At 76.2% G+C, this 16,923-nt stretch carries 1 protein-coding gene; it reads left to right on the forward strand.

Annotation, left to right across the window (positions count from 1 at the left end):
- The first annotated feature begins 92 nt into the window (after positions 1–92).
- Positions 93–16,838: a type I polyketide synthase gene (locus tag C0216_RS12690; RefSeq protein ID WP_428985489.1), complete on the forward strand. Its 16,746-nt coding sequence runs from the start codon at positions 93–95 to the stop codon at positions 16,836–16,838.
- Positions 16,839–16,923: the final 85 nt, after the last annotated feature.

Here is a 16,923-nt window from a genome sequence, read left to right on the forward strand (position 1 = left end):
CGCCGCCGCGGCACGCCTCTAGGGAAAACCGCAGTCGGTGCTGGTGAGACTGGGCGGGAAACCCCGGCATCTCACCTCGAGAGGTTGACACCCTGATGTCGAACGAGCAGAAGCTTCGCGACTATCTGAAGCGGGCCATCGCGGACCTTGACGAGACGCGCGAGCAGCTGCGAGAGGTGCAGGAGAAGAGCCGGGAGCCCATCGCCATCGTCGGCATGGCCTGCCGCTACCCCGGCGGCGCCGACACACCCGAGCAGCTCTGGGAGCTGGTCCGCGGCGGAGTCGACGCCGTCTCCGCCTTCCCCGCCGACCGCGGCTGGAACCTCGAAGACCTCTACGGAGGCGCCGAAGCCGAGGGCGGGGACGGCGCCGCGTACCCCCGCGAGAGCGGCTTCCTGCACGGCGCGGGCGATTTCGACGCCGGCTTCTTCGGCATCTCCCCGCGCGAGGCCCTCGCCATGGACCCGCAGCAGCGGCTGATGCTCGAGACGGCCTGGGAGGCCGTCGAGCGGGCCGGCATCTCGCCCCACGCCCTGCGCGGCACCCACACCGGCGTGTTCATCGGCGCCGGACACGGCGGCTACGACACCGCGGCCACCGCCGGTTCCGGACGGATCCGCGAAGAGGTCGCCGGCCACGTGCTGACCGGCAACACCGTGAGCGTCGCCTCCGGGCGCATCTCCTACGTCCTGGGCTTGGAAGGCCCGGCCGTCACCGTCGACACGGCCTGCTCCTCGTCCCTGGTCGCCCTGCACCTGGCGGTGCAGTCGCTGCGGCGCGGCGAGTGCACCCTCGCCCTGGCCGGCGGTGTCACCGTCATGTCCACCCCGCAGATGTTCGCGGAGTTCGGCCGCCAGCGCGGCCTGGCCGCCGACGGCCGCTGCAAGCCGTTCTCGGCCGCCGCCGACGGCACCGCGTGGAGCGAGGGCGCCGGCGTCATCCTGGTCGAGCGGCTGTCCGACGCGCTGCGGGCCGGGCACCCGGTCCTGGCCGTCGTACGCGGCTCCGCCGTCAACCAGGACGGCGCCAGCAACGGCCTGACCGCCCCCAACGGCCCCTCCCAGCAGCGCGTCATCCGGCGGGCGCTCGCCGACGCCGGACTCGCCGCCACCGACGTGGACACGGTCGAGGCGCACGGCACCGGAACCCGGCTCGGCGACCCCATCGAGGCCACCGCCCTGCTCGCCACGTACGGCCAGGGGCGCCCGGCGGACCGGCCGCTGCTCCTCGGCTCGATGAAGTCCAACATCGGCCACACCCAGGCCGCGGCGGGTGTCGCCGGCGTCATCAAGACCGTGCTCGCCATGCGGCACGGCACCCTCCCCGCGACCCTGCACCTGGACGAGCCGTCCCCGCACGTCGACTGGACGGCAGGCAGCGTACGGCTGCTCACCGAGGAGGCCGCCTGGCCGGCGCACGAGGACCGGCCGCGACGGGCGGCCGTCTCCTCGTTCGGCGTCAGCGGCACCAACGCCCACGTGGTCCTCGAACAGCCGGCGACCGCGCCGCCGGCCGCAACGGGCGGCGGGACCGACGCCTCCGGCGTGCTGCCGTGGGTGCTCTCGGCGAAGACCGCCGAGGCGCTGCGCGCGCAGGCGGCACGGCTTGCCGCACACGTACGCGGCCACGCAGAGCCGAGCACGGCCGACATCGCCTTCTCGCTCGCCACCACCCGCGCCGCGCTGGAACACCGGGCCGCTGTCGTGGGCGGGGACCGCGCAGACCTGCTGAGCGGCCTCGACGCACTCGCCGACGGCGAGGGCACGACCGCACTCGCGGCCAAGGGGCCCCTGTCCGTGCTGTTCACCGGTCAGGGCTCGCAGCGGCTCGGCATGGGCCGGGAGCTGTATGCGCGCTTTCCCGTGTTCGCTCAGGCTTTTGACGCGGTGTGTGCGGAGCTGGATGTTCCGGTGCGGGAGGTGGTCTGGGGTGAGGACGCGGAGGCGCTGAACCAGACCATGTACGCCCAGGCCGCGCTGTTCGCGGTCGAGGTGGCGTTGTTCCGGTTGGTCGAGTCGTGGGGGGTGCGGCCGGACTTCGTGGCCGGTCACTCGATCGGCGAGGTGGCCGCGGCGCACGTGGCGGGGGTGTTCTCGCTCGCTGACGCCTGTGCGCTGGTGTCGGCGCGGGGCCGGCTGATGCAGGCGCTGCCGGAAGGCGGTGCGATGCTGGCGGTCGCGGCGGCGGAGGACGAGGTCCTGCCGCTGCTGGGCGAGTCGGTGTCGATTGCGGCGGTCAACGGTCCCTCGGCCGTGGTCGTCTCGGGTGCCGAGGACGCGGTCGACGCCGTCCGCGCCCACTTCGAGGGGCTGGGCCGCAAGACAACCCGCCTGCGGGTCTCGCACGCCTTCCACTCGCCGCTGATGGACCCCATGCTGGACGGGTTCCGCACGGTGGTCGCAGGCCTGTCCTTCGGCATACCCGCCATCCCGCTCGTCTCCAACCTCACCGGACAGCTCGCCTCCACCCGCGAACTGTGCACCCCGGACTACTGGGTGCGCCACGTCCGCGAAGCGGTCCGCTTCGGCGCCGGCATCCGTACCCTCGCCGACCTGGGCGTGACCACCTACCTGGAACTCGGCCCGGACGGCGTGCTGTCCGCCCTGGCCTCCGACACCGCGGGCGGTGGCGGCGCCGCCCTGGTACCCGCCCTGCGCAAGGGCACGGACGAGGAGACCTCGCTCGTCCGCGCGCTCGCCCGGCTCCACGTCCACGGCGCCGAGGTCGACTGGTCCGCGTTCTACGCCGGCACCGACGCCCGTCCGGTGGAGCTGCCCACCTACGCCTTCCAGCACCAGCACTACTGGCTCCCGAACAGCGCAACGGACCTGCTGCGCGGCGGCAGTTCCGCGACCCCCGCCGACGCGGTGGAGACCGCCTTCTGGGAGGCCGTCGAACGCGGTGACCTCGACGCCGCCTCTGCCGTACTCGGCATCGAGGGGGCTCCCGTCCAGGCGTCGCTCGACGACCTGCTCCCCGTCCTCGGAACCTGGCGCGCCCACCGTCGCACCCGGGCCGCCACCGACGCCTGGGCCTATCGGACCACCTGGACCGCGGCCCCCCACGGTTCCGCGACCGCGCTGCGCTCCGGCTCCGGCTGGCTGGCCGTCGTCCCCGACCACTCGGCGGACGACGAGGCACTCGCCGCGCTGCTCTCCGCCCTCACCGGTCTCGGCGCGCGCGTCGAGCGCCTCGTCGTGCCCGCCGCCGCAGGTGCCGACTCCCTCGCGGAGTCGGTCCGTACGGCCCTGGCCGACGCCACCGCCACCGGACCGGTGTCCGGCGTCCTGTCGTTCCTCTCGTTCGACGAGCGCCCGCACCCCGCCCACCCGGCGGTCCCGCGGGGACTCCCCGCCACCGTCGACCTGCTGCGTGCCCTGGAGGCGTCCGGAGCGGGGGCGCGCCTGTGGTGCCTGACCCGCGGCGCCGTGTCCGTCGACGCGGCGCAGCCGCCCGCCGCGCCCGTCCAGGCCCAGACCTGGGGGCTGGGCAGGGTCGCGGCGCTGGAGTACCCGCAGCGCTGGGGCGGGCTGATCGACCTCCCCGCGGCCCTCGGCGGCCACGACCTCGCGGCCCGGGTCGCCGGCGTGCTGGGCGCGGGCACGGCCGAGGACCAGATCGCCGTACGGCCCTCCGGCACGTACGTGCGGCGCCTCGCCCGCGTCGTGCCCGCCCACGACACGGAGTCGTGGACCGCCCCGCGCGGCACCGTCCTCGTCACCGGCGGTACGGGCGCCCTGGGCGGCCGCGTCGCCCGCTGGCTGGCCGGAGCCGGCGCCGAGCACCTGCTGCTGACCAGCCGGCGGGGCCCGGCGGCCGACGGCGCGGCCGAACTGGCCGCCGAGCTGGAGGCATCGGGCGTCCGCGTCACCGTCGCGGCCTGCGACACCGCCGACCGCGACGCGCTCACCGCCCTCCTCGCGGACCTCCCCGCCGAGCTCCCGCTGAGCGGTGTCGTGCACGCCGCCGGTGTCCTCGACGACGGTGTGCTGGACGCGCTGACCGGCGAGCGCTTCGAGACCGTACTGCGCGCCAAGGCGGAATCCGCCCGGCTGCTGGACGAACTCACCCGTGACCCGCAGGGCGGGTCGCAGCTGTCGATGTTCGTGCTGTTCTCCTCCATCTCCGGTGTGCTCGGCAACGCCGGACAGGGCAACTACGCCGCCGCCAACGCCTACCTCGACGCCCTCGCCGAACAGCGCCGCGCCGCCGGGCTGCCCGCCACCTCCGTGGCCTGGGGCTCGTGGGCCGACGCCGGCATGGCCGTCGGCAGTGACGCCCTCGCCGACCGGATCCGCCGCAGCGGCATCGTCCCGATGGACCCCGAACTCGCCCTCGCCGCCCTCCGACAGGCCCTGGCCCGCGGCGCGGCCTGCGTGACCGTCGCCGACATCGACTGGGACACCCTCGCCCCGGCCCTGACGGCCGCGCGGCCCAGCCCGCTCATCGGCGACCTGCCGGAGGTGCGCCGCGGGCCGGAGCGGATCGCGGAGAAGGACGGCGGGAAGACCTCGCCGCTGCGTGAGCGCCTGCTCGGCCTGGCGACGCCCGCCGAACAGGAACGCGCCCTGACCGACCTGCTCCGCGAGGAGATCGCCCGCGTCCTCGGGCACGCCTCCGCGGGCACCGTCGACGCCAACCGGGCGTTCCGCGAACTCGGCTTCGACTCCCTGACGGCCGTGGAGCTGCGCAACCGGCTCACCGCGGTCACGGGTGTACCCCTGCCCGCCACGCTCCTCTTCGACCACCCGACCACGGCCGCCGTGGCCGCGCACCTGCGCGCCGAGCTGCTGGACGGGCACACCGCCGTCGCGGCCGACGCCGCCGTCGCCGTGCGGGCGGAGGCCGACGAACCCATCGCCATCGTGGGCATGGCCTGCCGCTTCCCCGGCGGCATCGGCTCACCGGAGGAGTTCTGGGAGCTGCTCGCCCGGGGCGGCGACGGCATCTCGGACCTGCCCACCGACCGGGGATGGGACACCGAAGGCCTCTACGACCCGGACCCGGAACACCACGGCACCAGCTACGTCCGCGAAGGCGGCTTCCTCACCGGCCTGGCCGGCTTCGACGCCGACTTCTTCGGGATCTCGCCCCGCGAGGCCCTCGCCATGGACCCGCAGCAGCGGCTCCTGCTGGAGACCGCGTGGGAGACCGTCGAGCGGGCCGGCATCGCCCCCGACACCCTGCGCGGAACCGCGACCGGTGTGTTCGTCGGCTCCAACTTCCAGGACTACCAGCAGGTCCTCGGCACCGCCCCGGACGACGTCACCGGGCACCTGATGACCGGCAACGCGGCCAGCGTGGTCTCCGGCCGCGTGTCGTACGCCTTCGGCTTCGAGGGCCCGGCCGTCACCGTCGACACCGCCTGCTCCTCCTCGCTGGTCTCCCTCCACCTGGCCGCGCAGGCACTGCGCCGCGGCGAATGCACCCTCGCCCTCGCCGGCGGCGTCACCGTCATGTCCACCCCGCAGGTGTTCGTCGAGTTCTCCCGGCAGCGCGGCCTCGCCCCCGACGGCCGCTGCAAGCCCTTCGCGGGAGCCGCCGACGGCACCGGCTGGGCCGAAGGAGTGGGCCTGCTGCTGGTGGAGCGCCTCTCCGACGCCCGCCGCAACGGCCACACCGTCCTCGCCGTGCTACGCGGCTCCGCCGTCAACCAGGACGGTGCCTCCAACGGGCTGTCCGCCCCCAACGGCCCCTCCCAGCAGCGCGTCATCCGCCAGGCCCTCGCCGACGCCGGACTCGGCGCCGACGAGGTCGACGCGGTCGAGGCACACGGCACCGGCACCCGCCTCGGCGACCCGATCGAGGCACAGGCCCTGCTCGCCACGTACGGGCAGGGGCGCCCGGCGGACCGGCCGCTGCTCCTCGGCTCCGTCAAGTCCAACATCGGCCACACCCAGGCCGCCGCCGGCGTCGCAGGGGTCATCAAGATGATCCTGGCCCTGCGCAACGGCCTGCTGCCGCAGTCCCTGCACATCGACGAGCCGTCCCCGCACGTGGACTGGTCGGCGGGCGCGGTCGAACTCCTCGCCGCCCCCACCGCCTGGCCCGCCGCGGGCCGCCCGCACCGGGCGGGCGTCTCCTCCTTCGGCATCAGCGGCACCAACGCCCACGTCATCCTGGAAGCCGCCGACCCGCTGCCGCCCGCCGCCGCCACGGCGCCGGAGGGAGGGGGCGCCGCCACAGCGGCCGCCGCCGACGCCGCGGCCGAAGCCGCGATCTCCGGCGAGGCCGCCCGTCCGCAGCCGTCCCCCACCCTGCCTTACGTACTGTCCGCCAAGTCCCCGCAGGCGCTGGCCGCGCAGGCCGCACGGCTGGCCGCGCACCTGCGGGGCGCGGGGGCCGCCACCGAGCCGGCCGCCGTCGCGCACGCGCTGGCGACCACCCGCACCACCATGGAACACCGCGCCACCGTCGTCGCGGACCACGCCGCCGCCCTGCTCGCCGGCCTGGACGCCCTCGCCGAGGGCCGCGGCCAGGCATCGCCCGCCGTCCTCGAAGGCGTCGCCGACAGCGACGGCGACACCGTCTTCGTCTTCCCCGGGCAGGGCTCCCAGTGGCCCGGCATGGCGCTCGAACTCCTCGACACCGCACCGGTGTTCGCCGCCCGCATGGCGGAGTGCGCCGCAGCCCTCGACGCGTACACCGACTGGTCCCTCATGGACGTGCTGCGCGGAGCCGAAGGCGCACCCGGCCTCGACCGCGTCGACGTGGTGCAGCCCGTGCTGTTCGCCGTGATGGTGTCCCTCGCCGAGCTGTGGCAGGCGCACGGCGTCCGCCCGGCCGCGGTCGTCGGCCACTCCCAGGGCGAGATCGCCGCCGCCTGCGTGGCCGGCGCCCTCACCCTGGACGACGCCGCCCGTGTCGTCGCCCTGCGCAGCCGGGCGCTGACCGCCCTGTCCGGGCAGGGCGGCATGGTCTCCGTGGCCCGGCCCGCCGACGAGGTCCGCGCGCTGCTGGCCCCCTGGGGCGAGCGGCTCTCCCTCGCCGCCGTCAACGGCCCCTCCTCCGTCGTGGTCTCCGGCGAGCCCGAAGCCCTGGACGCCCTCCTCGACGCCTGCGACCGGGACGGCATCCGCGCCAAGCGGATCCCCGTCGACTACGCCTCGCACTCCGCGCAGGTGGCCCGCATCGAGGCGGAGCTGCGCACCGTCCTCGCGCCCGTCGCACCCCGCGCTGCGCGCATCCCCCTCTACTCCACCGTCACGGGCGCCCCCGTCGACACGACCCTGCTCGACGCCGCCTACTGGTACGCGAACCTGCGCGGAACCGTCGAGTTCGAGCAGGCCACCCGTGCCCTGCTCGACGCGGGCCACCGCGTGTTCATCGAGGTCAGCCCGCACCCCGTCGTCACGACCGGAGTCCAGGAGACCATCGAGGCCGCCGACTCCGCCGCGGCCGCCACCGGCACCCTGCGCCGCGACGAGGGCGGCCCCGCCCGGTTCGTGCTCTCCCTCGCCGACGCCCGCAACCACGGCGCCCGCATCGACTGGGACGCCTTCTTCGAGACCGCCGGGACCCCGCGCCCCGGTACCCCGGCGCCCCTGCCCACGTACGCCTTCCAGCACCGCCGCTACTGGCCGCGCCCGGCCACCGGCGGTGCCGGGGACGTCGCCTCGGCCGGACTCGGCTCCTTCGACCACCCGCTCCTCGGAGCCGCGCTGCCGCTCGCCATCGGCGACGAACTCGTCGCCACCGCCCGCTGGTCGCTGCTCAGCCACCCGTGGCTCGCCGACCACATGGTCGGCGGCACCGTCATCGTGCCCGGCGCCGCACTCGTCGAGGTGGCCGTCAGGGCCGGTGACGAGCTCGGCTGCGGCCGGATCGAGGAGCTGACCCTGCACGCGCCCGTCCTGCTGCCCGAACACGGCGGCATCCAGGTGCAGATCGCGGTCGGCGCCGCCGACCCCTCCGGGCTGCGGACCGTCACCGTCCACACCCGCCCCGACGGCGAGCCGGAAGCGGAGTGGACCCACCACGCCGACGGCACGCTCGGCGCGCCCGGCGCGGAACCCGCCGGCGAGGTGTTCGCCGCCTGGCCCCCGCGCGGGGCCGAGCCCGCCCCGGAGACCGACGGCCTCTACGCGTCGCTGCGCAGCGAGGGCTACGCGTACGGCCCGGTGTTCCAGGGCCTGCGGGCGGCCTGGCGGCTCGACGCGGACGTGTACGCGGAAGCCGCCCTGCCCGAGGCGGCCCTGGCGGACGCCGCCCGCTTCGGCATCCACCCCGCCCTGCTGGACGCCGCGCTGCACGCGGCCGGACTCGGCCCGCTCAGCAACGCCGAGGGCAGCACCGGCCTGCCCTTCTCCTGGACCGGGGTCACCCTCCACGCCACCGGCGCGACCGCCCTGCGGGTCCGCCTGAGCCCCGCCGGGCCGGGCGCGGTGTCGGTCCTGATGGCCGACCCGCTGGGCCGCCCGGTCGCCACCATCGAAGCGCTGGCGGTACGGCCGATCGAGGCCGCCGCGCTCGGCGCCGCCGACGCGGACTCCCGTACGGTCCGCGACGCCCTGTTCCACCTGGACTGGACCCCGCTGCAGGCGGCCTCCGCGCCCTCCACGGCGCAGACCGGCCCGGCCGGGGCCGCCCGCTGGGCGCTCCTCGGCTCCGAGACCGGGCAGGCCGCCGCCCTCACCGAGGGCGGCGCGGCCCTGGCCCGCTGGGACAGCCTGGCCGACCTGGCGGCCGCGCTGCCCGCGACGGGCATCCCGGACGCGCTGCTGCTCACCGCCGAAGCCGCCGCGGGCCACGCGGCCGATCCCGCCGCACGGGCCGCCGCCGTCCTGGAAACGGTGCTCGCCACCCTCCAGGACTGGCTCGCCGACGAACGGTTCGACACGACCCGGCTGGTCGTCGCCACCCGGGGCGCCGTCACCCCCGACCCCGGCGGTGACGTCACCGACCTGCCCGGCTCGGCCCTGTGGGGCCTGCTGCGTTCGGCCCAGACCGAGAACCCCGGCCGGATCGTCCTCGCCGACCTCGACGACGACCCCGCCTCCTGGCGGGCCCTGCCCCAGGCGGTCGCCGCCACCGGCGAGCCGCAGCTGGCGCTGCGCCAGGGCGCCGCCTACGCACCCCGCCTGGCCCGCACCCACGCCTCGGGCGCACTCACCGCGCCCGACGGCACGGCCGCCTGGCGGCTGGACATCCCCGAGAAGGGCAGCCTCGACCACCTGGCCCTGCTGCCCGCCCCGCAGGCGTCCGCGCCGCTGGCACCCGGGCAGGTCCGGATCGAGGTCCGGGCCGCCGGACTCAACTTCCGCGACGTCCTCAACGCCCTCGGCATGTACCCCGGAGGCGCCGAGTTCCTCGGCTCCGAGGCCGCCGGCGTCGTCGTCGAGACGGCCCCCGACGTCACCGGCCTGAACGTCGGCGACCGCGTCTTCGGCATGGTCGTGGGCGGCTTCGGCCCCCTCGCCGTCGCCGACGGCCGCGTCGTCACCCGGATGCCGGCCGGCTGGACCTTCGCCCAGGCCGCCGCCGCGCCCGTCGTGTTCCTCACCGCGTACTACGCGCTGCGCGACCTCGCAGGCCTCACCGAGGGCGAAACCGTCCTCGTCCACGCCGCCGCCGGCGGCGTCGGCATGGCCGCCACCCAGCTCGCCCGGCTGTGGGGCGCCGAGGTCTACGGCACCGCGAGCGAGCCCAAGCAGCGCCTGCTGCGGGCCGCGGCCGACGGCCTGCCCGCCGACCGCCTCGCCTCCTCCCGCACCCTCGACTTCGAGGAGGCCTTCCGCGCGGCGAGCGGCGGCCGCGGAGTGGACGTGGTCCTCAACTCCCTCGCCGGCGAGTACGTCGACGCCTCACTGCGCCTCCTGGCACCCGGCGGCCGGCTCGTCGAGATGGGCAAGACCGACATCCGCGACGCCGCCGACGTCGCCCGCGACCACGACGGCGCCTTCTACCGCGCGTTCGACCTGGCCGAAGCAGGCCCCGAGCGGATCGGCGAGATGCTCACCGAACTCGTCGCCCTCTTCGAACAGGGCGCCCTGCGCCCGCTCCCGGTCACCGCCTGGGACCTCGCCCACGCCCCCGACGCCTTCCGGTACGTCTCCCAGGCCCGCCACACCGGCAAGGTGGTCCTCACCGTGCCCCGCCCGTGGAACCCCGACGGCACCGTCCTCATCACCGGCGGCACCGGCGAACTCGGCCGCGCACTCGCCCGCCACCTCGTCACCGCACACGGCATGCGGCACCTGCTGCTCGCCGGCCGCCGCGGCCCCGACAGCCCCGGCGCCGCCGAACTCCGCTCCGAACTGGCCGAGCTGGGCGCCGAGGTCACCCTCGCCGCCTGCGACACCGCCGACCGGGCGGCGCTCGCCGCGCTGCTCGCCTCCGTCGGCGCCGACCACCCGCTGACCGCCGTCGTCCACGCCGCCGGCGTGCTCGACGACGGCGTGGTCACCTCGCTCACCCCCGAGCGGCTGGCGACCGTCCTGCGCCCCAAGGCGGACGCGGCCTGGAACCTCCACGAACTGACCCGGCACCTGGACCTCGCCGGCTTCGTGCTGTTCTCCTCGGCGGCCGGAACCTTCGGCAACGCCGGACAGGGCAACTACGCCGCCGCCAACACCTTCCTGGACGGACTCGCCCGCCACCGCCAGACCGCCGGCCTGCCCGCCACCTCCCTCGCCTGGGGCCTGTGGGCCCAGGCGAGCGGGATGACCGGACACCTCGACGAGGGCGACCGCAGCCGCGCCCGCTCCACCGGCGCGCTGCCGCTCGCCACCCGCGACGGGCTCACCCTGTTCGACGCGGCGCTCGCCGCCCGCCGGCCGCTCCTCGTACCGCTGCGCCTGGACGGCGCCGTCCTGCGCCGCCGCGCCCCCGAGGCCCTGCCGCCGATCCTGCGGACCCTGTTCCGGGGCACGGCCGCCCGGCGCGCCGCCGAGGCCGGACCGGGCACCGCCGTCCCGGGCGGAGGCCTGCGGCACCGGCTGGCCGCACTGCCCGCCGCCGAACGGCAGACCGCACTGGTCGAGCTGGTCACCACGTACGCGGTCGCCGTGCTCGGCCACGCCGACGCCGGCCTGATCCACGCCGGGAAGGCCTTCCGCGACCTCGGCTTCGACTCGCTGACCGCCGTCGAGCTGCGCAACCGGCTGGGCACGGCGGCCGGGCTGCGGCTGCCCGCCACCCTCGTCTTCGACCACCCGACGCCCGTCGCGCTCGCAGAACACCTCGGCGGCCTGCTGGCGGACACCGCACCCACGGCCGAAGCGGCCACCGCACCGCTGACCGCCGCCCCGGACGAGGACCCGGTCGTCATCGTCGGCATGGCCTGCCGCTACCCGGGCGGCGTCCGCTCGCCCGAGGACCTGTGGACCCTGCTGGCCGACGGCACCGACGCCATCGGCGGCTTCCCCACGGACCGGGGCTGGGACCTGGAGCACCTCTACGACTCCGTCCCCGACCACCCGGACGCCTCCCGCACCCTCGAAGGCGGGTTCCTGCACGACGCCGCCGAGTTCGACGCCGACTTCTTCGGCATCAGCCCCAACGAGGCCACCGTCATGGACCCGCAGCAGCGCCTGCTGCTGGAAACCGCGTGGGAGGCGGCGGAGCGGGCCGGCATCGACCCCAGGTCCCTGCGCGGCAGCCGCACCGGCGTCTTCGCCGGTCTGTCCTCCAGCGACTACATGTCCCGCGGAGCCGACGTCCCCGAGGCGCTCGCCGGATACGTCAACACCGGCAACGCCGTCAGCGTCGTATCCGGCCGCGTCTCCTACGCCCTCGGCCTGGAGGGCCCGGCCGTCACCGTCGACACCGCCTGCTCCTCCTCCCTGGTGGCCCTGCACATGGCCGCCCAGGCGCTGCGGGCCGGTGAGTGCTCGCTCGCCCTGGCGGGCGGTGTGACCGTCATGTCCTCCCCGGCGGTCATCGTGGACTTCTCGCGGCAGCGCGGGCTGGCCGCCAACGGCCGCTGCAAGCCCTTCTCGGCCGACGCCGACGGCACCGGCTTCTCCGAAGGCGCCGGCCTGCTCGTCCTCGAACGCCTTTCGGACGCCGTACGGGCCGGCCGCCAGGTGCTGGCCGTCGTCCGCGGCTCGGCCGTCAACCAGGACGGCGCCTCCAACGGCCTGTCCGCCCCCAACGGCCCCTCCCAGCAGCGGGTCATCCGCCAGGCCCTGGCCAACGCCGGCCTGACCGGCGCCGACGTCGACGCGGTCGAGGCCCACGGCACCGGCACCCGGCTCGGCGACCCGATCGAGGCCCAGGCCCTGCTCGCCACCTACGGCCAGGAACGGGACGCGGACCGGCCGCTGCGGCTGGGCTCCGTCAAGTCCAACCTCGGGCACACCCAGGCCGCGGCCGGTGTCGCCGGTGTGATGAAGATGGTGCTCGCCATGCGCCACGGCACGCTGCCGAAGTCGCTGCACGCCGACGAGCCGACCCCGCACGTGGACTGGCCGGCCGGCGCCGTACGCCTCCTGGACGAGGCGGCCGCCTGGCCGGCCTCGGACGACCGCCCGCGCCGGGCCGGAGTCTCCTCCTTCGGCATCAGCGGCACCAACGCACACGTGATCCTGGAACAGGGCCCCGACGCGGCAAGCAGCCCGGCCGCCGCCTCCGGCGGGGCCGGTGAGCCCGGGACGACGGCGCCGGCCGGCGCCGAGCCCCAGGCCGCCCCGGCCGCGGTGCCCGGCACGCCGGAACCCGCCGCGGCCGCCGCTGCCGGCCCGGCCGCCCCGGCCGAAGCCGCCGCCCGGCCCCTGCCCTGGCTGCTGTCCGCGCGGAGCGCACCCGCGCTGCGCGCGCAGGCCGCCGCCCTCCTCGCCCACCTGGACACCCCCGCCGGAAGGCGCAGCACACCGCTCGACCTTGCCGCCTCCCTCGCCACGCGGCGGGCCGTCCTCGAACACCGCGCGGTCGTCACCGCGGCCGACCCCGCAACCCTGCGGAGCGCACTGGCCGGGCTCGCCGACGGCACCCCCGCTGCCGGACTCGTCCAGGGCCGGCACACCTCCGGCCGCGACCGCAGGACCGTCCTGGTCTTCCCCGGCCAGGGCTCCCAGTGGGCCGGCATGGGCGCCGGACTCCTCGACTCCTCGCCGGAGTTCGCCACGCGCATCGCCGCCTGCGAGCAGGCCCTCGCCCCGTACGCGGACTGGTCCCTGACCGCCGTACTGCGCGAGGAGCCGGGCGCCCCGCCGCTGGACCGCGTCGACGTGGCCCAGCCCGCCCTCTGGGCGGTCATGGTCGCGCTCGCCGAGGTCTGGCAGGCGCACGGCGTCCGCCCGGCCGCGGTCGTCGGCCACTCCCAGGGCGAGATCGCCGCCGCCTGCGTGGCCGGCGCCCTCTCCCTGGAGGACGGCGCCCGCGTGGTCGCCCTGCGCAGCCGCGCCATCGCCGCCCACCTCTCCGGCCACGGCGGCATGGTCTCCGTCGCCGCGTCCCACGAGGACGTCCTCGCCCGCCTCACGGCCTGGGGAGAGCGGATCTCCGTCGCCGCGGTCAACGGGCCCGGCTCCGTCGTGGTCTCCGGCGAGCCGGACGCCCTCGACGCGCTCGTCGACGCCTGCACCCGGGACGGCGTACGCGCCAGGAAGATCCCCGTCGACTACGCCTCCCACTCGGCGCAGGTCGAACGCATCCGCGAGACCGTCCTCGCCGACCTCGCCGGCATCGAGACCGGCGAACCCCGCATCCCCTTCCTCTCCACCCTCACCGGAGAGTGGATCGGAGCCGACACCGCGCTGGACGCCTCGTACTGGTACGAGAACCTGCGCCGCACCGTCCGCCTCGAGGACGCCCTGCGCACCCTCCTCGCCCAGGGCCACGACGTCTTCGTCGAGTCCAGCCCGCACCCGGTGCTGACCGCCGCCATCGAGGACACCGTCGCCGCTGCCGGGGCGGACGCGCGGACCCTCGGCTCGCTGCGCCGCCAGGACGGCGGACCGGAGCGGATGCTGGCCTCGCTCGCCGAGGCGCACGTCCACGGCGTACGCGTCGACTGGAGCGGCGTCCTGGGCGGCCGCCGGGCGGCCGACCTGCCCACATACGCCTTCCAGCGCAGCCGGTACTGGCTCGATGCGGCCCCGGCCGCCGCGGCCGCCGGCCCGGCGGACCCCTCCGGCCTCGACGGCGTCGTCCGCCTCGCCGACGGGGACGGATCCCTCGTCCTCACCGGCCGGATCGGAGCCGCCACGCACCCGTGGCTGGCCGACCACACCGTGCACGGCTCCGCCGTCGTCCCCGCGACCGCCCTGCTCGACTGGGCGGTCCGGGCCGCCGACGAGGCCGGCTGCGCGGTGGTCGAGGACCTCACCGAACTGGTCCCGCTGGCCGTCCCCGAGGACGGCACGGCGGAAGTCCAGCTGACCGTGGCAGCCGCCGAGGCGGGCACCCGCCGGCTGGCCGTCCACGCCCGGACCGGAGCCGACGAGGACTGGACCCGCCACGCCACCGGCACGCTCTCCCGGGCGGCCCTACCGGCCGGCGAGCCGTTCGACACGACGGACTGGCCGCCGCACGGCGCCCGCCCGGCCGACACCGAGGAGCTGTACGCCGTCCTCGCCGAGGGCGGCTACGACCCCGGACCGCTCCACCGCACCGTCCGCGCACTCTGGACGGCCCCCGACGGCGGCACCCTCGCCGAAGTGGCCCTGCCCCAGGAGCAGCACCAGGCCGCGTCCGCCTTCCGGATCCATCCGGCCCTGCTCCAGACCGTGCTGGCCATGGCCGCGGGCCGGTCCGGGCGAGCCGAGCTGCCGACCACCTGGCACGCGGTGAACCTCACGGCCACCGGTGCCGCCCACCTGCGCGTACGGATCACCCGTACCCGGGACGGCGCCCTGTCCCTGACCGCGGCCGACGCCACGGGCGCTCCCGTCCTCACGGCGGGCGCCGTCACCACCGGCGCGCCCGCGGCCGCGGCCCGGCACCCCCAGGCCCTGTTCGAAACCGCCTGGACGGAACCGGACTGGGCCCCGGCCGCCGAAGCCCTCGCCGAACCGGCCACCGGCACCGCCTCCTTCACCGGCCTGCCCGCCCTGCTGGAGGCCCTCGGCACGGAACACGCGGACGCCTTCGCCGACACGGTGCTGCTGCGGCTGCCCGCGGCCGGCGACCTCGCAGCCCCGGCGGACCCCGCCGACAGCACACCGGTACGGGAGATGCTGCACCTCGCCCAGACCTGGCTGGCCGATCCGCGCTGCGCGGACTCCCGGCTGGTCCTCGTCACCGCGGGCGCCGGCGCCGCGCTCACCGACGCCGCCGTCCACGGCCTCATCCGGTCCGCGCAGGCCGAACACCCCGGCCGGTTCCTGCTGGTCGACACCGACGGCGATCCGGCTTCCGAGCGCGCACTGCCGGCGGCCGTCGCGGCCGCCGCGGCCGCCGACGAAGCCCACCTCGCCCTGCACGCCGGCACGGTGACCGTACCCAGGCTCCGGCACGCCGCACCCCCGCAGGACCCCTCGGGCCTCCCCGCCCTGGAGTGGGACGTGCACGGCGACGGCACCGTCCTCATCACCGGCGGCACCGGAACCCTCGGCGCGCACGTCGCACGCCACCTGGTCACCGGACACGGCGTGCGGCACCTGCTGCTCACCGGCCGCCGCGGCCCCGACGCACCGGGCGCGGCGGAACTCCGCGACGAACTCACCCGCCTGGGTGCGACCGTCACCATCGCCGCCTGCGACGCGGCCGACCGCGACGCCCTCGCCGGGGTGCTCGCCGCGATCCCGGCCGAACACCCGCTCACCGCGGTGGTCCACGCGGCAGGCGTCCTCCGGGACGGGCTCCTGGAGAACCTCACGGCCGAGGACCTGGACCACGTATGGCGCCCGAAGGCGGAAGCCGCCTGGCACCTGCACGAGCTGACCCGCGACACCAAACTGTCCGCCTTCGTCCTCTTCTCCTCCTTCGCCGGAGTCATCGGCGGCCCGGCCCAGGCCAACTACGCCGCCGCCAACTCCTTCCTCGACGCCCTCGCCCACCGGCGCCGGGCCGAGGGGTTCACCGCGGTCTCCCTCGCGTGGGGATACTGGGGAGATTCCAGTGAAATGACGTCCAGGCTGGACCCCGTGGATGTCGCCCGTTTCGCGCGCTCAGGAATGCTGCCGCTCTCGGCAGGCCAAGGACTCGGCCTGCTCGACGCCGCCGCGGCCCTCGACCGCGCCCTCCTGGTCCCCGTACGCCTCGACCCGCGGGCCTGGTCGGCCGCCGGCCGTGCCCCGGCACTGCTCCGCGCGCTCGCCCCCGTACCGGCCGTCGTACGGAGGTCCGCGAGCACGCCCGGAGCCACCGCCCCGGCGGACGGGACCCGGCACGACGGCGGCTTCACGGAGCGGCTGGCCGGACTCGGCGAGGCCAAGCGCGAAGAGCTGCTGCTGCAACTGATCGCAGGGCACGCCGCCACCGTCCTCGGCCACGGCTCGCCCGCCTCGATCGACGCCGAACGCGGCTTCCTCGACCTGGGCATGAGCTCCCTCACGGCCGTGGAACTGCGCAACCGCCTCAACGCCGAGACCGGCCTGCGGCTGCCGACGACAGCGGTATTCGACCACCCGACCCCGCTGGCCCTCGCCCGGCACCTGCGCGCACAACTGGCATCCGCCGACGGCACGGAGCCGGACGGCTCCCTCCTGCCGGGCCTCGACGAGCTGGAGCGGGCCCTGACGGCCGGCGCGGCCTCCGCACTCGACGCGGACAGCCGCGCCCGCCTGACCGCCCGCCTCAAGGCACTGCAATGGAAGCTCGACGACACCGTCGACCACACCGCCGAGGGCACCGGCGGGGACGCCGACGGCACCGGTGCCGACGCCGACCTGGAAGCGGCCTCGACGGACGACGAGATCTTCGACCTGATCGACAAGGAACTCGGCCTCGCCTGACCGAGCCGGCCGGCCGGCCGCACCGGGCCGGCCGATCACCGCACCACGCGTACCACCCTTTCCCGACTGCGAGGTTTTCCCACCC

The organism is Streptomyces globosus, assembly GCF_003325375.1.
Classification (GTDB): domain Bacteria; phylum Actinomycetota; class Actinomycetes; order Streptomycetales; family Streptomycetaceae; genus Streptomyces; species Streptomyces globosus_A.